Source organism: Bacteroides sp. 1_1_14, assembly GCF_000162515.1.
Classification (GTDB): Bacteria; Bacteroidota; Bacteroidia; order Bacteroidales; family Bacteroidaceae; genus Bacteroides; species Bacteroides thetaiotaomicron.
Genome location: NZ_GG774712.1, coordinates 65,789 through 88,119, shown reverse-complemented (window position 1 = coordinate 88,119; position 22,331 = coordinate 65,789). Strand labels below are relative to the sequence as shown.

Genomic DNA, 22,331 nt, shown 5'->3' with positions numbered 1-22,331 from the left:
TATACGGCAAAGAACTGGATGCCGTGTTCGAGCAGTCGGACATGGGAATAGGCAGTCTGGCTCGCCATCGTAGCGGTATTGACAAAATTAAGACCTTAAAAAACCGTGAATATGCAGCAAGAGGCATTCCTTTTGTTTATTCAGAAACGGATGATGACTTTGAGCATCAACCATACATACTTAAGGCAGCACCGGACGATTCGCCCCTTGACATCGAAAAAGTAATTCGCTTTTATCAATCATTGAAAACAACGCCGCTCCAAATACGGATGTCTATAGAGCAATCACTTTCATGGAAAGCCCAGATGCAAATTGTTATTAATGAAACCTTTGAATAAAACTATATCACTATGAATATACAGCCACTGATCAATGCTATCCGCTATAAATTGCGTTATGGCATTACTGTAGAATGGTACAATTTCTGGTACATGGCTCTCAGATGCCATCAGAAAATAACTCCGCAGGTAGCTTCCATTGATGAGACCATTCGGATAATCGTAGAAGACCAATGTTCCGTGAGCCGTTTCGGCGATGGTGAGATGCTGCTTACCAACCCGGACAAGGAAATAGGATTCCAAAAAGGAAATGTACTCTTGGCTCAGCGTCTCAAGGAAGTATTGACAAGCCATGAAGAAGGACATTTGGTTTGTATCTCCGATACTTTCGAAAACATTTATCGCTATAACCGCAAAGCACGCCGATTCTGGAGAACTCACTTCTTTCTGTATGGCAGTTGGTGGGACCGCTTGCTGTTGCCCGACAGGCTATACTACAATACATTCATCACCCGTCCCTACATGGACTTCGCTTCCAAAGAAGACTGCCCACGGTGGTTTCACCAGATGAAAGCTATCTGGAAAGACAGGGATGTCGTATTCATTGAAGGCGAAAAAAGCCGTTTGGGGGTAGGCAACGACCTCTTTGACAATGTAAAAAGCATCAGACGTATTCTTTGTCCGCCCCGTGACGCATTTGACCGCTACGAAGAAATACTGAATGAAGCGCAAAAACTCGAGAAAACCGCTCTCTTCCTGATTGCTTTAGGACCTACGGCTACTGTACTGGCTTACGATTTATTCAAGTCCGGTTATCAGGCAATTGACGCAGGGCACGTGGACGTAGAATATGAATGGTGGCGAATGGGAGCCAAACGGAAAGTAAAGCTGGAACGAAAATATGTAAACGAAGCCGCCAACGGAAAACAAGTGTCCGACGCCGGAGAATTTTATCGGAAACAAATCATTGCTAAAATCTATTAAATCATGAAGATAGCCTATTACCTGCCCTCACTACAGGCACCTGGCGGAATAGAACGGATAGTTACATTCAAAGCCAATTATTTTGCAGAACATTTTGAAGGATACGACATCACCATCATTACATCCGAACAAATGGGTAAAGCACCACACTTTCCATTATCCCCCAAAGTAAAGCATATCGACTTAGGAGTATCTTTCGACCTGCCCTACTCTCAATCCATAGTAAGTAAAGTGCTGAAGTATCCGTTCCGCTACTATCGGTTTAAACAACGACTATCGAATCTATTGAACGAACTGAAACCGGACATTACTATCTCAACCATGCGCCGGGAACTGAACTTTATCACTAAATTGAAAGACGGTAGCCTGAAAATCGGAGAGTTTCACGTCAGCCGCTACGCCTATGGCGCAGAAGCACTGAAACGTAAAAGCCCGATTGTCAACATGATAAAGAAAAGATGGGCAAACAGATTTGTCAAAAACCTGTCTAAACTGTCCAGAGTGATTATACTTACAAGTGAAGGAGCTAAAGACTGGCCGGAACTGACTAATATCAGCATCATCCCTAATCCTATTTCTACTCCTGTAGAAGGAAAACAAACAGATATTCTGTCACATAATGCTATTGCTGTAGGGCGATATGCGCCCCAAAAAGGATTTGATATGCTAATCCCCGCCTGGAGCATTGTCGCCCAAAGACATCCGGACTGGAAACTACATATTTATGGAGAAGGCGACCTGAAAGAGAAGTTCACCAAACTAATAGATGAACTACAACTAAATAATAATTGTCTGCTTCATCACACTGTATCGAATATAGCCGAAAAATACTGTATGAGTTCGATATTTGTCTTATCAAGCCGATACGAAGGGCTACCTCTGGTATTGGGCGAAGCAATGGCTTATGGAATTGCTCCGGTTGCCTTTGCCTGTCCATGCGGTCCGCGGGACATGATAACGAATGGAAAAAACGGGCTCTTGGTAGAAAACGGAAACATCGAACAATTGGCCAAGCAAATTTGCTATCTGATTGAGAACGAGAATATCCGCATAGAAATGGGTAGGCAGGCAAAAATCAGGGCCAAAGATTTTACTATGGAAGTAATCTCGCGACAATGGAAAAGTTTATTTGAAGAATTGATGGAATATGCACCTCAATAAAAGAAGAAAAGAATGACTATCATCTATTTATATCGCTCACTAGCGGCTTTTGGTGGCGTAGAAAGAATCTTTATCGACAAGGCGAATTATCTGGCAGAACATTACGGATACCACGTATACATTATTACTTGGGAGCAAGGGGGACATTCCATCGTTTACCCTTTATCACCCAAAGTGACCCATGTAGATTGGGGCATACTATTCTATCGCCAGTATCAATATGGGCTTTTCAAACGCATGTTCATGCAATGGAAAATGGAAAAAGAGTTTTTTAAAAAACTCAGTAACTTCGTACATACAACTCAAGCCGACATAGTCATCGGAGCTAGTTGCGAATTCACAACTATGGCTGGTATGGATTTACTTCAAAGAAAAACGCATACCATACTGGAAACGCATAGCATGAGGACAAGTATTGAAAAAAATAATCCACCTGCCGGAAATCTATTGATGAGATGGGCATTCAAAAGAAGAGACAAGCAACTTCACCAGTATATCAAACATATGTCCGCTTTTGTAACACTGACTCACAACGATGCGAAAGACTGGTCCGACATAACACCGCAGGCAAGAATCATCCCCAATATGCTGCACCGGTATCCTGCAGAAATCAGTCCAGACAAGAAAACTCAAAAACGGATTATTACCGCAGGAAGACTGGTAGAGCAGAAAGGATATGACTTATTACTGGACGCCTGGAGTAAAGTACATCAGAAACACCCTGAGTGGATTCTTGATATATATGGAGAGGGTGAAGACAAAACCATGTTATTGGAGAAACGGAAAAATCTGGCACTGGAAAATTCCGTGTTATTTCATCCTCCCACTCTCGATATCTATCAAAAATACATGGATAGCGACTTTTATGTCATGAGTTCCCGTTTCGAAGGTTTTGGACTCGTTCTGGCAGAAGCAATGTCATGTGGTATACCCTGTGTCTCATTTGACTGTCCGCATGGTCCTTCGGATATTATAAAAGACTATGAAGACGGTCTACTAGTGGAGAAAGAAAATATCAAGGAACTTGCAGACAAAATCTGCTATCTGATTGAGAATGAAAATGTACGCATCAAGATGGGACACAAAGCCAGGGAAAACGTAAAACGCTTTCTGCCGGAAAATGTGATGCCACAATGGAAAAACTTATTCGAATCATTAACTTATTCTTCTAAATAACAGAACAACATATGGTAAAGTGGTATAAAACTTATCTGGAAGTATACGGGAAATCTTTTGATGAGATTTCTGACGATAGTATCCGCAAAGTCAAAAGACAACTCAAAGAACGTCAAAACGATTCTCCACTGGTATCGGTTGTACTCATTGCACACAATGAGGAACGTCATCTGATAAGTTGTATCTGGTCACTCTCCGAGAATCATTGCCATTTCCCCATTGAAATAATAGCCGTTAACAACAATTCAACGGATAAAACGGAAGAAGTATTAAAATCATTGGGAGTTACCTATTATAACGAAACGAAGAAAGGTCCGGGATACGCCCGCCAATGCGGATTGGACCATGCAAAAGGAAAATATCATATTTGTATTGATGCAGATACTTTATATCCACCGCATTACATTGAAACGCATGTAAAATATCTAATGAATCCGAAGGTTGCATGTACATTCAGTTTATGGAGTTTTATGGTTGACGAAAGACATTCCCGATTCGGACTATGGTGCTACGAAGGCCTGCGCGATATATACCTCCGCTTACAAGCCATCCAGCGTCCTGAACTCTGTGTGCGAGGTATGGCTTTCAGTTTTAATACGGAAATAGGACGTCGGTTTGGATTTCGTACAGATATTATCCGCGGAGAAGACGGTTCGTTAGCATTAGCTATGAAACCGTATGGAAAAATCGTATTTATTACAAGTCGCAAAGCACGAGTGCTTACAAGTAATGGAACCCTAAATTCTGAAGGATCACTGATTGATAATATATGGATACGGGTAATCAAAGCACTGAAAGAAATCACCGGACTCTTTATCAAAAAGACGGCATACAAAGATAAAGACTCTAATCTCATCAAATAAGGTCTCATCAAAATCATTATGGATATGGCAAAATATATAGTAAATATCATCTTAGTAACAGCTTGTCTTTTCACCTATACTTCCTGTATAAGAAAAATGAATCTATACGATGAGAATAGAAATACAGGACAAGACAATAACGAAAAAGATACAGATTCTACTCCCGTCTATATGTATCCTTTCGACAAAGAAACAGCAAACGTTACAGCAGAAATCATTATCCACACAAAAAAAGAAATACAGACCAAAGATATTAATGTCGAAATCCCTCATTTAAAATACAATAAGACATGGATGTTGATGCTAACACAAGACGACTGCATGCAGGCTGCTTTTTGCCGTACGTGGGCTGCAATAAACGGTAAACCGATCTCAAGTTCAATACCTTATCCTACTCCAACTCCCACTGATCAGAATATGAAACATCAATTATATTTTGACATCAAACATTTGCAAAAAGGGGATCTTCCCCCTACTATTATTTCCGCCAACCAATCTTTGGGATGTACAGACGGAGCAGGAAATGAAGTTCGGTTTGCTATTACTACCACTCTTGCCCCTGAAGAAAAATGGATGGATGCTGAAACAAACGTACTGCCGGGGTTTACTGCAAACTATTATCGTTTTTATATGAAATCCGGACTTATATGGGATAACATACGAGAGATGTTGAACTATGGAACAGGCATTGCCCTCCATGATGTAATGACAAAAGATGCTAATGATCCAATACAAATATTGGAACATTTTGATATTGCCCAAAACATTATTGTAGAGAAACTCACAGGAAGGGGATGTAAATTTCTTGCTGAACCCAATGGAAATAAAACATACGTAACTGCTGCTCTTCAATGTCCGGAAATTCAAACGATGACCGCACAAGCAGGAGCAATTACCCTATATCCGTATCAAGTGTCTGAAACTTTACAAAAATCTCTGATAGAACGGGAGTTTAACGATTCACCAGCATATTTTAAACAACAGATTACTGACCTGCTAAAATTACCCAAAGAAGAACGTAAAGCAATCTGCATAGGTGTTCATGGTACGGACAACAATTGGATCGACTTTTTATTATGGTTAAATAGTAATTATGGTAAAGATGGGGATGATTCGTTATGGTTTCCAAGCCAGGAAGAATATTATGAATATAACTATTATCGTTTAAACAGCCATATTAGTATAGCACAAATAGACGCAAGTTCTTTCAAATTAACAGTAAATTTACCGGGAGAAAAGTTCTTCTACTATCCTTCTACCACTATCAATTTGCCGGGAATTAGCATGTATGACATTGTTTCTATCGAAGGAAATGATGCATTGACCGGACTATCTTATGCTGACTACAGAGACGGTATCATGCTCAATATCGACTGTCGGAAATACCTGTTTGAACACGCCGAGAATTTCGTAAAACGATATGAGGCCAATCCTTCCGATGCTTCCAACAAAGCAGACGCCCTCTACTTTGTAAACATACTGAAAGAATCGGCTAAAAAAGAGGCACTAAAAAAACGACTTCAATAAGTAAATCAACAAACATCTATTAAACGAGAATATAGCTATGAACGAAACCCTCATCCTCGAAATCATCTTCTGGTCCGCCCTGTTCATGGTGTTCTACACCTATCTGGGCTACGGTATCGTCCTCTACGCCCTCGTCAAGCTGAAAGAGCTTTTCGTGAAACCCGTGAAACGGGTGCTGCCACCGGACAGTGACCTGCCGGAAGTAACCCTCTTCATCACCGCCTTCAACGAAGAAGACGTGGTGGACGAAAAGATGGAGAACAGCCTCGCCCTGGACTACCCTGCGGACAAACTCCGCATCGTCTGGGTGACGGACGGAAGCGATGACGGCACAAACGACCGTCTCCAAACCCGCTGGAACGGAAAAGTAACCGTCTACTTCCAGCCGAAACGGCAGGGAAAGACAGCCGCCATGACACGAGGAATGACACTCGTCCGGACCCCGCTTGTCGTCTTTACGGACGCCAACACGATGGTCAACAGCGAGGCAATCCGTGAAATCGTACTGGCTTTTCAAAACCCGAAAGTGGGCTGCGTGGCAGGAGAAAAACGTATAGCCGTACAGACGAAGGACGGAGCAGCCGCCGGAGGCGAAGGCATCTACTGGAAATACGAATCGACACTGAAAGCGCTCGACTCCCGTCTCTACTCAGCTGTAGGCGCTGCCGGAGAACTGTTTGCCGTCCGCCGCGAACTCTTCGAACCGATGGAACCGGATACGCTGCTCGACGACTTCATCCTCTCTCTCCGCATCGCCATGAAAGGATACACCATCGCCTACTGCACCAATGCCTACGCCATCGAAAGCGGATCGGCAGATATGGGTGAAGAGGAAAAACGAAAAGTGCGCATCGCTGCCGGAGGGTTACAGTCGATCTGGCGTCTGCGCCCGTTGCTGAATCCTTTCCATTACGGAATCCTGAGTTTTCAGTACACGTCGCACCGGGTATTGCGCTGGTCTGTCACTCCATTCCTGCTGTTTGCGCTGTTGCCACTGAATATAGTCGTTTTGCTATTGGGCGAATCTCCCCTGTTTTATGGCACCCTGCTGGGGTTACAGATTCTTTTCTACGGAATGGGATACTGGGGATATTACCTCTCTACCAGACAAATAAAGAATAAAGTACTGTTTATTCCCTATTATTTCTTATTCATGAACGTGAATGTGCTCAAAGGAATCGGCTATCTGAAAAGAAAAAAAGGAAGCGGCGCCTGGGAAAAAGCAAAACGTGCCGAAAAATAAGAACAGAGAATCAAATATTTTGCTATCTTTGCATGAAACAGAATCTTATAAATCTAATCGGACAAGCATGAACAGAACATTACATGAGGCAGATAATGCGCAAAGAATACTGAAGTTGACCGCCGACACCATGCTATTAGTCGATAGAAATGGCATTTGCATTGATATTGATATTCATAGCAATTTATGGTTTTTACAAGAAGAGAGGCTCTTAGGAAAAAATATATTCGAACGGATGCCCGAGCACACCCGTGAGAAGGTTTACAGCACCTTCCAGACCGTGCTTCGGGAACAGCGAAGCATCAGCAAGAACTACAAGCTGGAACTGGAGGATAATACCTATTATTTCAAGTGTATCATGTATCCTTACGATGACATGGTGCTCTGCCAATATCGGGACATCACCCAGCGAAGCAACGTGAAACGCCAGCTGGAACAGGTGAACCGAAATCTGAGGGAGATACAGAAAGTGGCTCAGATCGGACAGTGGATGTACAACACCCGCGACAATGTCTTCTATTACATGGGCTACACCGGAGTATTGTGCGAGGAATCTTCCAGAAGCATCTCTCTGGAGAAATATCAGGAATTTATCGTCGAAGAAGACCGCCTGAGCTTCACCAACTGGTGCCGGAAAAATGAGGAAGGACTCAACGAAGATAGTATCAGCTATCGGGTCCGTGTCGCCGGAGAGATTTACTATATGCGCCTTCAGGCTTATCTGCGAGACGAACTACCGAACGGCAGCTGCAACATCGAAGGTTACATCCAGAACATCACCGACATACAGCGTCGCAGAAACGACATCAACACGCTAACGCACGCCATCAACAACGCAAAGGAGAGCATCTTCGCCGCCAAAGAGGACGGTACGCTGATCTTCGCCAACCGCCAGTTCCTCCACAACCACGGCATCCCGGAAAGTGAGGAGATCGGCAAACTGAAAATCTATGAAATCGCCGGCGATATGAACACGCAGAAAGACTGGCATGAACGCTGCAAGGATATCCTGCACGGAGGAAGCAGAAGTTTCGTCGCCCATCATCCTTCGAAAGTCAGCAAGAATATACTGGCTTACGAGGGAATCATGTATAACGTCACCAACGACTCCGGTGAAGAAAGTTACTGGTCATTCTCCCACGACATATCCGAGCGACTGCACTACGAAGCGCAAATCAAACGGCTCAACCTGATCATGGATACTACCATCGACAACCTCCCCGCCGGAATTGTCGTCAAGGAGATCAACAACGATTTCCGATATATCTACCGCAACCGGGAATCGTACAACCGGAATCTGTGCATCGGCGAATCTATCGGCAAGAATGACTTCGACTACTATCCCCCCGAAGTGGCAGAAAAGAAAAGGGAGGAAGATACACTAGTTGCCACCACCGGACGGGGACTGCACTGGACAACCGAAGGGAAAGACAAAAACGGAAACGAGATCATCCTCGACAAACGGAAAATACGGGTGGACGGAGACGAACTTTCCTCCCCCATCATCGTCAGCATCGAATGGGACATCACGGAACTGGAGAAGATCAAACGGGAACTTCAGACATCCAAAGAGAAAGCCGAAATGTCGGACAAACTGAAGTCTGCTTTCCTCGCCAACATGAGTCATGAAATACGCACACCTCTGAATGCCATCGTCGGCTTCTCGCATCTGATAGCCGAAAGTGAAAATAAGGAAGAACGTAAAACATTTTATGAGATCGTCGAAGCCAACAACGAACGTCTGCTGCAACTGATCAACGAGATTCTTGATCTTTCGAAGATCGAATCGGGCATTATCGAGTTCACCAGCGCACCGATAAATATCAACAGTCTGTGTAAAGAAGTACATGACGCTCACGTATTTCGCACGCCGCAAGGGGTACAACTGATCTACGAGCCATCCGAAAACGGACTGGTGATAGAGACTGACAAGAACCGGGTGTTCCAGGTGTTCTCGAATCTGATAGGTAACGCATTCAAATTCACGAAAGCAGGCAGCATTAGTTACGGCTATAAACTGGTAGGTAATCAGATCGTTTTCCACGTGACTGATACCGGTACGGGCATCGAACCGGAGAAGATAGGACGTGTGTTCGAACGTTTCGCCAAGTTGAACAACTATGCGCAGGGGACGGGACTCGGACTGTCTATCTGTAAAACAATTGTCGAACGATTGGGAGGTGAAATCTCCGTTTCTTCGGTGGTAGGTCAAGGGACGACTTTCACGTTCACCCTGCCTTACGAGTCGGAACAATCGACCGGCACGGGTTCTATGAAGATTGACATGGCTTCTACGGAGACGTCAGTAGAAACGTCTGTCAAGGAGGATTCTGAAAAGACTTCCGGAAATACGGACGATAATAGTTCCGATAGTATTTCCGCCAATGCCTCTCCAAGCCAGCGGACTATTCTGATAGCGGAAGATGAGGACAGTAACTTCGATTTGCTGAAAGCTATTCTTGGAAGAAAGTACAGGCTTATACGTGCACGGGACGGTATGGAGGCCGTTACCTCATACGATGAAGCGAAGCCGGACCTTATTCTGATGGATATCAAAATGCCTAATCTCGACGGTCTGGAGGCTACGAAGATCATTCGTGAGCTCTCTCCTACTGTGCCCATTATCGCACAAAGTGCTTATGCTTATCAACAGGATCAGATCGCTGCAACGGATGCCGGATGCAGCGACTTCATCGCCAAACCGATCTCGCAAGCGAAGCTCAAGGATATGATTAATAAATGGTTACCATAAAATGAAAGCCTTATATAGATTACTTTACTACCTGTCTATCCTGCTGACGAGTATTCTGGCAGGTTTCACATTAGCCGGAGCCTTCGCCGGAGATGCTTCGCCGGACGGCTTTAAGCTGATGCCCTTTATCGGATTGGTTCTGCCGATACTTTTGCTGGCTAATGTCGCCTCTGCCATCTATTGGACGGTTCGCTGGCGATGCTGGGTTTTCATTCCTTTAATCGCCATACTGGGAAATTGGGGGTATCTGACCCGTGTCCTCCAGTTCCCGCTTTTTGATTCGGCTTCCCAACCGAATACTGAATCTTCGTTTCTGAAGAAAAACGAAAGGGACACCGAATCAGCACTGACTATTGCCACCTATAACGTTAACAGCTTTAATCACGAGCACACAGGTTTCTCATGCAAGCAAATCGCTGCTTACATGAAGGAGCTCGGTGTAGATATCTTCTGTTTTCAAGAGTTTGGGATCAATCATGAATTTGGTATTGACAGTCTTCGCACCGTTCTTTCCGAATGGCCGTATTACTATGTACCTTCTTCTCCTGCCGGGGAGAGTCTTTTGCAACTGTCTGTGTTCAGCCGTTATCCCATCAAGGAGAAGCAGCTCGTCACCTACCCAAATTCCAACAACTGCAGCCTGTGGTGTGATATCGACATTAACGACCAAACAATCCGTCTGTTCAACAATCATCTGCAGACTACGGAAGTCAGCCGCAACAAGCGCAAACTGGAAAAAGAACTTCGTGCGGATGATACCGACCGTGCGGAACGTGCCGCTCTCACCCTTGCCGATGGTCTGCACGAGAACTTCAAGAAACGTGCCGCACAAGCTGAACATATCAATCAATTGATTTCCGCTTCTCCCTATCCCACCCTGGTATGTGGTGACTTCAACTCTCTCCCTTCTTCATATGTATATCAAACGGTAAAAGGAGAAAAACTGAATGATGGTTTTCAGACCTGCGGACATGGGTATATGTACACTTTCCGATATTTCAAGCATCTGCTGAGAATCGACTATATCCTCCATTCGTCTGAGTTTCAAGGGGTAGATTACTTCTCTCCGGATTTGGAGTATAGTGATCATAATCCGGTGGTGATGAGAATGAGGTTATAAACCTTACGCTGTATATCACTATATAGAAAGGCTACAAAAAAGCCAGTTAACTCATTATGAATTAACTGGCTTCCCATTAAAATAAAATCCTTCTTTTTAACTTTAAAACTTGTATTAGAAAGTAACTTTTACTCCTAATTGCATAGACCATGCACTACCAATGGTATTGGTATATTGCCATGATGATCTTTCTTTAAAAGCTTCACGTGAATTAGCATTTATCTGGTAAGTCAAGGGTTCACCAACTTTGCTAGCAGTTTTTAATAACTGTACATTGTCATAACTCTTGAGACCACAAGATTGATATGCTCCCCATTTTGAATTAATCATATTTCCTACATTCAGCATATCAAGGCTAACCTGTATTCCATATTTACGCCCACCTAAAGTTGCATAAAAATCCTGAGCAATTTTAAAATCAAAGCGATTAATCCAAGGTGTTAAAGATCCATTACGTTCCACATATTTTCCCTTACGATCTTTAAGATAAGAATCATTGTTCACAAAATCCCAAAAATCTTTAGCTTGATCTACAGCAGAATAAGTAATAGCACCACTTTTATCTGTAATATCAACAAAGGTCATTTCATCCTGAGAGTTAGGCACGTATATTAAATCCGAATAATTGCCATCACCATTCATATCATTATAATATGTATAGGAATAACGTCCTGTATGATATCCTGAATAAAATAACGAGAACGTTGTCTTTAAGCATTTAGCATAATTAATTTCATAAGAAGCATTAGCAATAATACGATGGGGCGTAGAAAATAAAGAATAAGATACTCCAGGATCATTCAATGAATTTACTGCCACATTATTTTGCCATGCTGAATTAGGTGCTGACCCAGGATTTGCAGTCAGATCTTTAGCCATTGTATAAGTATAGCCGATAGACCCTGTAAAACCAAAATCGTATTTCTTTGTCAAAATAGCATTAAAAGAATATTGATATCCTTTATCTTCTCCATTAGAAAGTTTTACTACTACATTCTTACCATTAGTATAATCATTATACTCGTATTTTTTTGAAGCCCAATAAATACGATCCGGTTGTTCATTATACACACCCGTAGGCTCAGCCTCATTCATATTGATCTGCGCAACATTATAAATATCTCTTGTATACATTGCTCCAACAGATAACATAAAATCATACGGCAGTTGAATATCCACATTCAAATTACTACGCCAAACTTGCGGCATCTTAAACTTAGGATCTACATATGCTATAACATCAGGTGCTTGCTCTGAAGGTGTAGAAGGAAATAAACTGGGATATTTCTGCAGAGTTTCTCTATAATTAGGATTAAAACCAAAGTCAGCAGGTAAAGAGCCCGGATTTTTTTGTGTATTATACTCTACCATATTTTGGTATAAGCCCGAATTACTTGGTTGATTAGTGAACCATACAAAAGGTAACAATCCAGTAAAGATTCCTGTACCTCCTGATACAATTACGGAGCGATCACCTTTTACATCCCAATTAAAACCGACTCTTGGCGAAAACAAGACTTGCGTCTTCGGCCACTTAGAAATATCGACATGAGTATTATTTACAAAAGCTAATTCCTCTATTGACTTGTTAGAATCCAATGAATTCATATATATTGGCATATCCAGACGTAAGCCATAAGTCAAACGAAAATTAGGAGTAAGAGACCATACGTCTTGGGCATACACACCAGCCATTCCGAATGTCAACTCAGAACCTGGAGCATCATTACCATTATACCCATATGTAATACCATAAATGGTAGGTACTTTTCCCTGCATAAAATCATCCATTGAATCATAACGATAATATCCGTAAGGGCCTCTCAAATAAGAATTTTTAAAATATTGGCGTTCAAAAGAAACGCCAGCAAGCAATTCATGTTTTCCTAATGATATACTCACATTATCAACAAGACTAAATACATTATTGATAACCTGATTATTAGGAGTAAACACTTCTGTACCTAAAGTTATATATTGCTTTCCGTCCTTATATATATCGACAAAAGGAAAATCAGAGCCTTTCTGCTCGCGTGTATCACTAATATGAGTATATGTGGCTAACAGTTTATTCTGAACATTATTCGAGAAACGACTATTTAACTCGCCTGTTATCGATGTTACTACGTTTTTCATCTTATAGTTTGAATTACCAAAAGAAAAGGCATCCAAACCATAACGATTAGAATTAGTACTAGTTATAATAGTGGACTTAGCGCTTACTTCTCTGTCATCTTCTGAGGAAACAGAATTAAAACGCACTGTCAACTTATGATTCTGATGTATATTCCAATCAATACGAGCCATTAACTTCCAATTATCACTTTGGAAATTATTGAAGTTCTCATACTGTCCGGGGTCATAATCATATTTAGTTTTAACAAAGTCACTGATAGTACGCATATCACCCACCCAAGTACGTGAGATACGTTTTCCGCTATCCCCTGTTCCATTTTGATCTTGATTAGGAAGCCAAGTTACCCCCGGAGTTTCCTTATTTTCAATTTCAGCATTCAAGAAGAAGAAAAGCTTATTCTTAATGATTGGACCTCCAAAAGTTACACCATATGAATGAGAGTTGTATTCTTTTGCTTTAAGAATATCCTCACCGTCAATAGAGCTCCCTGCAAATCCTCTTGGTTTATGATAGGTATATGCAGTACCCGAAAATGAGTTTGTTCCACTTTTTGTTACAGCATTAATAGAAGCACCTGTGAAGTTGGAATATTTAACATCGTAAGGAGAGACATTTACAGTAATCTCATCGATTGCATCTAAAGATATGGGTTGAGAATCTCCTCCAGGTAAATTATTAGAACTTAATCCGAAACTATTATTAAACGAAGCACCATCAATCGTTATATTGTTATAACGTCCATCACGCCCCGCAAAAGAACTGCTTCCACCTGCATAAGGAGAGAGCTTTGTGAAATCTGTTATACTTCTGTTAATAGTAGGTAAAGTGTTCATCTGACGTTCACTTACATTAGTAACAGTACCTATTTTTTCGATAGTTTTTAGTGCTGTTACTACTACTTCATCCAACAACTCTGAACTTTCTTTCAAAGAAACATTCAATACGTAGTTTTCTCCTAATGACAACTGGATGCCCTTGTAAATGGCTGACTGATAGCCGACATAGGTGATTTCGACTTTGTAAGGACCGCCAGTACGCATACCTTGCAGATTGAATTGCCCACTGACATTGGTCACTGTACCATAGCGGGTACCGGAGGGCTCGTGAATAGCAACGATCGTTGCTCCAATAATAGGTTCATCTTGTGCTGTTACTTTACCACTCATACTTGCTGTGGTAACTTGCGCACTCATCGTAGCAGTAATCAGTAACATTACGACCACTAAAAAAGACCGCATTCTCTTCAACATAATGTAATTTATTAGTTAATACTAATTGTTTGTTTCATTGAAACTGTGCACAAAGATAATTAATATTATTTAGACTTAGATGACAATTATGCTACATTCTTTTAAGAGAGATAAACATTTTATTGCTTTCGAAAACAATAAAGGCTCTGCAATGTTTGCAGAGCCTTTCATTTTCGTATATTAAGCGAGATTTAACTTGTAATCTGTCAACAAATACTAGTCAGTCATTAAATTTCTATAACGAACACGCTTCGGCTCTTCATTGCCCAGACGCTTCAATTTGTTTTCCTCATATTCTGAATAGGAACCTTCAAAGTAGAATACATTAGAATCCCCTTCAAAAGCAAGGATATGTGTACAGATACGGTCGAGGAACCAACGGTCGTGAGAGATGACTACCGCACACCCTGCAAAGTCTTCCAAACCTTCCTCCAAAGCACGAAGGGTGTTCACGTCAATGTCATTGGTCGGCTCATCGAGCAGCAGAACGTTACCTTCTTCTTTCAGAGCGATCGCCAGATGCAGACGGTTTCTTTCACCACCGGAAAGAACACCACAAAGTTTTTCCTGATCGGCACCGGCAAAGTTGAAACGGGACAGGTACGCACGTGCATTGATATCACGTCCACCCATACGGATCAAATCATTACCACCGGAGATTACCTGATAGACGCTCTTGTTCGGGTCAATGTCTTTATGCTGCTGGTCTACATAGGATACCTTTACGGTCTCTCCTACTTCAAACTCACCTTTATCTACCGTTTCCAATCCCATAATCAGACGGAAAAGAGTTGTTTTTCCTGCACCGTTAGGACCGATGACACCAACAATACCGTTAGGAGGAAGCATAAAGTTCAGATCATCGAACAGCAGTTTGTCGCCGTATGCCTTCGCTACGTGTTTTGCCTCGATTACCTTATTACCCAAACGGGGACCATTCGGGATAAAGATTTCCAGCTTCTCTTCTTTCTCCTTCAAGTCTTCATTCAGCAACTTGTCGTATGAATTAAGACGGGCTTTTCCTTTCGCCTGACGAGCTTTCGGAGCCATGCGCACCCATTCCAACTCACGTTCCAGTGTTTTACGACGCTTGCTGGCGGTCTTTTCTTCCATTTCCATCCGTTTGGTCTTCTGTTCCAGCCAGGATGAGTAGTTTCCCTTCCAAGGGATACCTTCGCCACGGTCGAGTTCGAGAATCCATCCGGCAACGTGATCAAGGAAGTAACGGTCGTGAGTTACGGCGATAACCGTACCTTCATACTGTTGCAAATGTTGTTCCAGCCAGTCGATAGATTCAGCATCCAAGTGGTTGGTAGGCTCATCGAGCAACAGGATGTCCGGTTTCTGCAACAACAAACGGCAAAGAGCGACACGACGGCGTTCACCTCCGGAGAGATTCACCACCGGCTGATCTTCGGGCGGACAACGGAGCGCATCCATCGCACGTTCCAGTTTACTGTCCAGATTCCATGCATCAGTTGCGTCGATGATATCTTGCAATTCTCCCTGACGGGCGAAAAGTATATCCATCTTGTCCTGATCTTCATAATACTCGGGCAAACCGAATTTCTGATTGATTTCTTCGTATTCTGCCAGTGCGTCAACAATCGGTTGCACACCTTCCATTACTACTTCTTTTACTGTCTTTGTGTCGTCCAGATAAGGTTCTTGTGCCAAATAGCCCACAGAATATCCCGGAGAGAAGACCACTTCTCCCTGATAGGATTTCTCCAGACCCGCGATAATCTTCAATAAGGTAGATTTACCGGAACCGTTCAGACCGATAATACCAATCTTCGCTCCATAGAAGAACGACAGGTAAATGTCTTTCAGTACATTTTTATTTGGTTGGAAAGCTTTGCTCACTCCCACCATTGAGAAGATGATTTTTTTATCGTCAGCCATATATTAATGATTGTATATTGTTGATAATGGCACAAAGATAAGAAAAATGTTTGAAATGCTTTGGAGTTCTAAAAAAATGTTCTACCTTTGCACCCGCAATTCGAAAGAAAGCATAAAGGATTGATTCAGTAGCTCAGCAGGTAGAGCACAACACTTTTAATGTTGGGGTCCTGGGTTCGAGCCCCAGCTGGATCACGGAGTAAAAAAAACCTCTGATAATCATTGATTATCAGAGGTTTTTTTATTAATATACACAGAACATAAATATAAGACTCTACATAAAGCCCAAAACATATCCAATATCGAATCGATGACAAACAGACCTACACCAAACAATCGGCTCATAGAATGATAAACTTCTTTTTCCAGTTATTGTTTCCATCTTTACCTTATATATTATAAAAGCGCAGCAAAGATACAACTTTAAGAAATAGCGGAAATGAACATTTGTTAATAAAAAGATGGCTATTCCGGACAACTGTTTACTGAAAAAATAGCTTATTTTTGCAAAGAATGCAAGATTAGTCAAATGGTTGAATCAGAAATAAATAAAAGATATTGCCAAAGCTGCGGAATGCCGCTCCGCTTCGACGTGGAGGAATATTTAGGCACCAACTCTGACGGTTCGAGGAGTGATGAGTTTTGTTATTACTGCCTGAAGGATGGGAAATACATTGTTGATATATCCATGTGGGAAATGATCGACATCTGGATAAAATATACAGATAAATATAATGAATACGCAGACACGGACTATTCTCCGAAAGAGCTGAGGGAGATACTGGACAAACGCCTTCCCACACTGAACAGATGGCGGCAAAAGCAAGAGACAAGCAGCCTTCATCATAAGATGATTCAGAACATAATAGTGTACATCAACGGTCATCTGACGGAGGTACTGGATACCGACACGCTGAGTTCGATGAGCGGACTGTCCAAATTTCATTTCAGAAGAGTGTTCCGCACCGCTACCGGAGAGAATATCGGCAGTTACATACAGCGTTTGCGCATGGAACACGTTGCACATCTGCTGATCTCTACGGACTATACGCTAAAGCAAATCATAGAGCAAACGAGTTATCAGACTAAATACAGTATCGCCAAAGCTTTTAAGAAACATTTTGGCATATCAACTTCTCAATACAGAGAAAAGCACAGACCGAACGGTGAAAATCCGGCAACAAACATAAAACCGGAGATAAAAGTGATCAGCCCGATAAAGATATTCTGCATCGAAGTGGGTGAAGCGTATAAAAACAAACTAAAATACAGATTACTTTGGAATAAACTACTGCATCATGCCGAACAGTATGAAGCAGACCCACGATATGACAAGTTTATCAGCCTTAGCATGGACGATCCGTCGATTACGCCTACGGAGAAGTGCCGGTTCTATCTGGGCATCACCCTTCGCGATGACACTAAAGCGAGACCATCACCGGGAATCATGCAGATTCCCGGAGGGCGATATGCCGTGTTCAGGCATACGGGGAGCTATTCTTCCTTACACAAGGTGTACAGGAGCATTTATGAGGAATGGTTTCCGAAAAGTAAATACCATCCCCAAAACACATTCAGCTTTGAGATGTATATGAATCATCCGTCCACCACGAAAACGTCGGAATTACTAACAGAAATATATATACCGGTCATACGGAAATAATCACCATTAAAACAGAATCTATGGCAAAGATATCAGAAATCATGCTTTTACAGCAGCCGGAACAGCCCGCTTTGGCTATTGAAGTACAAACCGATATGAAAGGTATGTCGCAGGCTATTGGAAAGAATTTTGTAAGAATAGACTCTTTATTCAAGAAACAGGGAGAAGTAACCACGGATATCCCCTTCGTAGAGTACCCCGACTTCGAAAGCCTGACCGAAGATCGTATAAAAATGATTATCGGACTGAAATCTTCGAAACCTTTACAAGGTGACGAAAAAATACAATCTGTCATCCTCCCCGCCAGAAGAATAGTCGTATGTCTGCATAGAGGAAATTACAATGAACTGGCACAGCTGTACAATGAGATGACCGAATGGATAAAAACAAATGGATATAAGGCTTCGGGAACATCAATAGAATATTATTACAGCAATCCGGATGTACCCGAAGAGGAACATGTCACAAGAGTTGAAATGCCTTTACTCTAAAAGCAAGAGAATAGTTGCCGTAAACTCTTACCAAACAATAAGAAGCAGAGAAGCCGTCATACAGTATCACCTTGTCTGATAAAGTACCGGCATTCCCTGCTTCAATAGTTCTTTAGAAATTAGCCTTGCGTTTCTTCACTTCTTCTACGAGTTTCGTAAAGGATTTCTCCTTCTTACGTTTTTCATGTTCGGAAGCGGAGAAATGCCATGCTTCTCGTTTGAGTTTCAGATAACTCTCATATACCTTATGATCTAACGTACCATTATGTACCGCTTCTAAAACAGCACAACCCGGCTCGTCGATATGCTTACAATCGCTGAAACGGCATGATTCCGCATAGTCGGATATTTCAAACATTTCGGCAAGCGAATCGGGATTGTCAATCGCCAAACTAAATTCCCGAACACCCGGAGTGTCGATTAAAACACCTGAGCCATCCACCAATACCATTTCCCGACGAGTCGAAGTATGCCGTCCCTTCCCTGTAGACAGGCTTATATCGGAAGTATTCAGTACCGATTTCCCGCAAAGGGTATTCACCAGTGAACTCTTGCCGACACCCGAAGAGCCGACAAACACGACCGTTTCGCCTTTTGTTATGGATTCCCGCAACCGGAGAATCGTTTGAGGTTGACGAATACTTGTGATAAATACAAGAAACTGACGGGCAATGTGTTTGATCGCTTCATCTATTTTCTGCCTGTCACAACCTAAATCGGCTTTATTGAGCACCAATACCGGTTTGATATTTTCTTCCATTATCTGGGCTATGAAACGTTCCGCTCTGCGAACATTGAAATTATCATCAAGGCTTTGCACAATAAATGCTTTATCGACGTAAGAAGCAATGGCCTGCCGGTCGGCTACCGTTCCGTTCTTCTTGCGATACAACGCCCGTTCACGAGGCAACGTATCAACTATAATCCCTTTATTTGCATCAAATGGCTGAAAAATCACCCAATCGCCCGTACAAGGGTATTCATCAGGCATTCTGCCATAAATCATATTTCCTGTTAACTCACACAAATATACGCCATCCTCTGCAACTACTTCATAACAGGTTTTATGTGTCACGATGATTCGTCCATGAGACATATCTTTAAATTGTGAGATTTGTTTTTGCCGGAATAGATTATCACTCCAACCATATAATGACAGATTATTATTTTCGTTACTCATTATCTTAATGTATATAGCATACACGTGAAAGCACAACAATGCTTTTGCTATTGTATGCGGGTATAAAAACTAAAGTTATATAATATAGGAGAATCACTTCCGGAAAGATTATCCGAAAGTATGAAAGTTCGAATCTGTTAAAGTGAACAGATTCTTATCAGACCAAATCCGATGTAATAAATGATGAGTTAAACATCCACTAGTTTTAATGAAACATTATAATTTTAATGCGTCAAAGATATGGGAAATAAATAACAGAACCAAATGAATGATGAAATATGTGTCAAAAGCCAATGGATACACGGCCTGACGTTTCCATTTTCCATTCCCTTGAATTCTTGTCGTACTGGTATTCCGCACCGACACTTACTTCCGTATTCTTTTTCACATCGACCGAGATAGAAGCTCCTACCCCTGTATGTGGAAATAACGGATTGTAAACCGGAGGAGGTGTATTTCCCCCCATAAAATATTGTCCCCAGACATTTAACCGGACATTTCTGGCTAAAGAATAATGCATTCTCGTATATATTCCTGCTATATCTTGCCTCGCTATAGGCAAAGCCAAATAGAATTGCCGGCTTAAGGTTCCTCCCGCTTCAACGAAAAATCTTTGAGAAGGAATCCAGCGCATTCCGGCATTTACCGCTACATATTGCCCCAATCCCAAATAAGTCTTTTGTTCTGCACTCCCAATAAAAGAAAACTGTCCATTCATAGAATGCTGACGAAAATTATAAAAATCCGTCAATGCCGGATTACTTTCCAGCAATGCAGGAAAATCGTAAAAATAGGGAGATAAGCCCGATGCAGGACTTGAAGGTGTCAGACCGTATGTCTGCATGGACTTATCATCTGTTGCAAGTTTTTTAGCCTCTATATCCGGTAACTTCGGTTCTATGATTTTTGCTTCGGGCAACTGGTGTCCGCTTACTTCCGCAGAGCTATTTTTCTTTTGCACATCCATTTTATTCCCCTTTTCTATAGTTTGAGAAAAGGCAGTAGCAACACAAGCTAAAGACACAAAAACAAAGACAGCAACTGTTCTAATCATAATATTCTCCTTTCTTTTATCAGGGGCTATATTATCAATACAATTATCCGGTTAAAAGCTCAATGATCGGTAACATATTTTTTATTTTAAAGCAGAGATAGATTGATAGACAGCTTTTGCCATTACCTGCGCTCCCTTTTCGTTCGGATGAATACGGTCCGGAAAGAGTTCGGGCATTCCGTCCATAGCAGTATGAAGGTCTATAACAGACAGGTCGTTTTTCTTGGCGAGCTTCTTGATCATCGGAATGATTTCTTTAGAGATAATATCATCGTTGATGCCGTCACCTGTCAGATAAGCTTTGGAAGGATAGCAGAGATAAATCTTCGGCTGTGAAGGAAGACCTTTGAAAGCGTCGATCATGGTCTGCGCATCTTTCATGAAGTCTGCTTTGTATTTCCAGTTGAATGATTTGCTGTCGTTTGTACCAAGTTTGATAACGACGATGTTAGGATTAAAAGCTAACGCATTCTTATAAGCAGGTTCGTTCATATAAGGATGATCTCCTTTGTTCAGCATGGTACGGGCGCTCACTCCGAAGTTTTTCACCCAGTAGCTGTCGCCCAGCATACGGGCCAGTACGGAAGGATAGCTGTCGCGGCTGCGATTTCTTATTCCTGCTCCGAACGTAATACTGTTGCCGATGCAAGCCACACGGACGGCATCTTTGCGAGGAGCCTTGAAACTACGCAACCAAGAAGTCAGTTCGTTCTGCATTTCACTCTTGTAGAGGAAATCTTCACGGATTCCCCAACCGTGTCCGCCTGTAGGATAAATATGGAGAACGGAAGGAACACCTTTCTTATTTAAAGCCAGATAATAGTTGACTCCGTTGGCAGGAGGAACTACCTTGTCATCATCGCTATAAACAATGAAAGCACGGGGAGTCTCTTTGGTCACTTGCTTCTCGTTGGAGAATTCTTTTTCCAGATCGACAGAAGCGTCCTTGCCCAACAGATTGTCATGAGAGCCCATGTGGGTGAAAGATTTGTCCATCGTGATCACCGGATAAAAGAGAATCTGGAAGTTGGGACGAAGTGCTTCAGGCGCATGTGTAGCGATGGTCGAAGCCAGATGGCCTCCGGCAGAAGATCCCATGATACCAATATCATTCGGATTCAGATTCCATACGTCAGCGCTGTCACGTACCATTTTCATGGCTGCTTCGGCATCGGAGATCGGGAGGGTGCGGTCGCCTTTCGGCATCCGGTATTTGAGAACAATCAATGCAATTCCTTGTTTGTTGAAATACGGCGCCCAATCATACCCTTCGTGATTGACCGCCAGACCGGAGTATCCTCCACCCGGACAGGCTACCACAGCACGACCTGTCGCCAGTTCCGGTGCCGGCAGGAAAACACGAAGAGAAGGCTGTTCAATATCAAATGGTTTTGGCGTACTTTGTGCCGAGACTTGCAGACCTGTCAATAGCAGGACCAGCAATACAAAAAGAGAAGAGAATTTCTGTTTCATAGTATCTGTATACTTTGATTAATGAATATTTGATGTGCGAAGATAGTAATTTTATGTATCTTTGCGCCTCCTTT

General features: G+C 42.2%; 15 protein-coding genes, 1 tRNA gene and 1 pseudogene. 12 read left to right on the top strand and 5 right to left on the bottom strand.

From position 1 onward, the window contains the following. The 9 genes and pseudogenes from HMPREF9007_RS02760 to HMPREF9007_RS02800 form a co-directional block, all read left to right on the top strand. A pseudogene (locus tag HMPREF9007_RS02760) lies at nt 1–338 on the top strand (glycosyltransferase family 1 protein); the annotation flags it as partial. Nucleotides 339–350: 12 nt separating this feature from the next. Then, the gene (locus HMPREF9007_RS02765) at nt 351–1,262 is read left to right on the top strand and encodes an SP_1767 family glycosyltransferase (protein WP_008763460.1); all 912 of its coding nucleotides are present in this window, start codon (nt 351–353) and stop codon (nt 1,260–1,262) included. A 3-nt stretch (nt 1,263–1,265) separates the two neighbouring features. Further along, on the top strand, nt 1,266–2,423 hold the full coding sequence (locus tag HMPREF9007_RS02770) for a glycosyltransferase family 4 protein (RefSeq protein ID WP_008763459.1): 1,158 nt from the start codon (nt 1,266–1,268) through the stop codon (nt 2,421–2,423). Between the two features lie 12 nt (nt 2,424–2,435). Further along, nucleotides 2,436–3,599 carry a glycosyltransferase family 4 protein gene (locus HMPREF9007_RS02775; protein WP_008763458.1) on the top strand — a complete coding sequence of 388 codons (1,164 nt, stop codon included), beginning with the start codon at nt 2,436–2,438 and terminating at the stop codon, nt 3,597–3,599. Nucleotides 3,600–3,610: 11 nt separating this feature from the next. Next, entirely contained in the window at nt 3,611–4,462 is an 852-nt protein-coding gene (locus HMPREF9007_RS02780) for a glycosyltransferase family A protein (RefSeq protein WP_008763457.1), read from the top strand. Between the two features lie 24 nt (nt 4,463–4,486). After that, entirely contained in the window at nt 4,487–5,989 is a 1,503-nt protein-coding gene (locus HMPREF9007_RS02785; protein WP_008763456.1) for a hypothetical protein, read from the top strand. A gap of 37 nt (nt 5,990–6,026) precedes the next feature. Continuing rightward, complete coding sequence (locus HMPREF9007_RS02790) at nt 6,027–7,232, top strand: glycosyltransferase family 2 protein (protein ID WP_008763455.1); 1,206 nt, start codon at nt 6,027–6,029, stop codon at nt 7,230–7,232. Between the two features lie 67 nt (nt 7,233–7,299). Continuing rightward, nucleotides 7,300–9,984: an ATP-binding protein gene (locus tag HMPREF9007_RS02795; protein WP_032850753.1), complete on the top strand. Its 2,685-nt coding sequence runs from the start codon at nt 7,300–7,302 to the stop codon at nt 9,982–9,984. 1 nt (nt 9,985) lies between these two features. Continuing rightward, nucleotides 9,986–11,104: an endonuclease/exonuclease/phosphatase family protein gene (locus HMPREF9007_RS02800; protein ID WP_008763453.1), complete on the top strand. Its 1,119-nt coding sequence runs from the start codon at nt 9,986–9,988 to the stop codon at nt 11,102–11,104. Between the two features lie 114 nt (nt 11,105–11,218). Here the strand turns inward: HMPREF9007_RS02800 and HMPREF9007_RS02805 are convergent, their stop codons facing one another. Both HMPREF9007_RS02805 and ettA read right to left on the bottom strand, forming a co-directional pair. Continuing rightward, nucleotides 11,219–14,491 (bottom strand): TonB-dependent receptor, encoded by a 3,273-nt coding sequence (locus HMPREF9007_RS02805; protein WP_008763452.1) that lies wholly within the window; start codon nt 14,489–14,491, stop codon nt 11,219–11,221. 216 nt (nt 14,492–14,707) lie between these two features. Beyond that, on the bottom strand, nt 14,708–16,396 hold the full coding sequence (ettA, locus tag HMPREF9007_RS02810) for an energy-dependent translational throttle protein EttA (RefSeq protein WP_008763451.1): 1,689 nt from the start codon (nt 16,394–16,396) through the stop codon (nt 14,708–14,710). Nucleotides 16,397–16,518: 122 nt separating this feature from the next. Here ettA and HMPREF9007_RS02815 point away from each other — a divergent pair. The 3 genes from HMPREF9007_RS02815 (at nt 16,519) to HMPREF9007_RS02825 (ending at nt 18,550) form a co-directional block, all read left to right on the top strand. Further along, a tRNA-Lys gene (locus HMPREF9007_RS02815) sits at nt 16,519–16,591 on the top strand. A 334-nt stretch (nt 16,592–16,925) separates the two neighbouring features. Next, on the top strand, nt 16,926–18,059 hold the full coding sequence (locus HMPREF9007_RS02820) for a GyrI-like domain-containing protein (protein ID WP_008763450.1): 1,134 nt from the start codon (nt 16,926–16,928) through the stop codon (nt 18,057–18,059). A gap of 20 nt (nt 18,060–18,079) precedes the next feature. Beyond that, complete coding sequence (locus HMPREF9007_RS02825; protein ID WP_008763449.1) at nt 18,080–18,550, top strand: GyrI-like domain-containing protein; 471 nt, start codon at nt 18,080–18,082, stop codon at nt 18,548–18,550. A gap of 112 nt (nt 18,551–18,662) precedes the next feature. Here the strand turns inward: HMPREF9007_RS02825 and rsgA are convergent, their stop codons facing one another. From rsgA to HMPREF9007_RS02840, 3 genes are all read right to left on the bottom strand, one after another. Continuing rightward, complete coding sequence (gene rsgA / locus HMPREF9007_RS02830) at nt 18,663–19,730, bottom strand: ribosome small subunit-dependent GTPase A (protein ID WP_008763448.1); 1,068 nt, start codon at nt 19,728–19,730, stop codon at nt 18,663–18,665. A gap of 283 nt (nt 19,731–20,013) precedes the next feature. Further along, the gene (locus HMPREF9007_RS02835; RefSeq protein ID WP_008763447.1) at nt 20,014–20,784 is read right to left on the bottom strand and encodes a hypothetical protein; all 771 of its coding nucleotides are present in this window, start codon (nt 20,782–20,784) and stop codon (nt 20,014–20,016) included. A gap of 81 nt (nt 20,785–20,865) precedes the next feature. After that, nucleotides 20,866–22,257 (bottom strand): GDSL-type esterase/lipase family protein, encoded by a 1,392-nt coding sequence (locus HMPREF9007_RS02840; protein ID WP_008763446.1) that lies wholly within the window; start codon nt 22,255–22,257, stop codon nt 20,866–20,868. Nucleotides 22,258–22,331: the final 74 nt, after the last annotated feature.

What these genes read in the sequence shown, in the direction of transcription:
- HMPREF9007_RS02765 (WP_008763460.1), top strand. Translation starts at nt 351, where the DNA reads ATGAATATACAGCCACTGATCAATGCTATCCGCTATAAATTGCGTTAT.
- HMPREF9007_RS02770 (WP_008763459.1), top strand. Translation starts at nt 1,266, where the DNA reads ATGAAGATAGCCTATTACCTGCCCTCACTACAGGCACCTGGCGGAATA.
- HMPREF9007_RS02775 (WP_008763458.1), top strand. Translation starts at nt 2,436, where the DNA reads ATGACTATCATCTATTTATATCGCTCACTAGCGGCTTTTGGTGGCGTA.
- HMPREF9007_RS02780 (WP_008763457.1), top strand. Translation starts at nt 3,611, where the DNA reads ATGGTAAAGTGGTATAAAACTTATCTGGAAGTATACGGGAAATCTTTT.
- HMPREF9007_RS02785 (WP_008763456.1), top strand. Translation starts at nt 4,487, where the DNA reads ATGGCAAAATATATAGTAAATATCATCTTAGTAACAGCTTGTCTTTTC.
- HMPREF9007_RS02790 (WP_008763455.1), top strand. Translation starts at nt 6,027, where the DNA reads ATGAACGAAACCCTCATCCTCGAAATCATCTTCTGGTCCGCCCTGTTC.
- HMPREF9007_RS02795 (WP_032850753.1), top strand. Translation starts at nt 7,300, where the DNA reads ATGAACAGAACATTACATGAGGCAGATAATGCGCAAAGAATACTGAAG.
- HMPREF9007_RS02800 (WP_008763453.1), top strand. Translation starts at nt 9,986, where the DNA reads ATGAAAGCCTTATATAGATTACTTTACTACCTGTCTATCCTGCTGACG.
- HMPREF9007_RS02805 (WP_008763452.1), bottom strand. Translation starts at nt 14,491, where the DNA reads ATGTTGAAGAGAATGCGGTCTTTTTTAGTGGTCGTAATGTTACTGATT.
- ettA (WP_008763451.1), bottom strand. Translation starts at nt 16,396, where the DNA reads ATGGCTGACGATAAAAAAATCATCTTCTCAATGGTGGGAGTGAGCAAA.
- HMPREF9007_RS02820 (WP_008763450.1), top strand. Translation starts at nt 16,926, where the DNA reads ATGGTTGAATCAGAAATAAATAAAAGATATTGCCAAAGCTGCGGAATG.
- HMPREF9007_RS02825 (WP_008763449.1), top strand. Translation starts at nt 18,080, where the DNA reads ATGGCAAAGATATCAGAAATCATGCTTTTACAGCAGCCGGAACAGCCC.
- rsgA (WP_008763448.1), bottom strand. Translation starts at nt 19,730, where the DNA reads ATGAGTAACGAAAATAATAATCTGTCATTATATGGTTGGAGTGATAAT.
- HMPREF9007_RS02835 (WP_008763447.1), bottom strand. Translation starts at nt 20,784, where the DNA reads ATGATTAGAACAGTTGCTGTCTTTGTTTTTGTGTCTTTAGCTTGTGTT.
- HMPREF9007_RS02840 (WP_008763446.1), bottom strand. Translation starts at nt 22,257, where the DNA reads ATGAAACAGAAATTCTCTTCTCTTTTTGTATTGCTGGTCCTGCTATTG.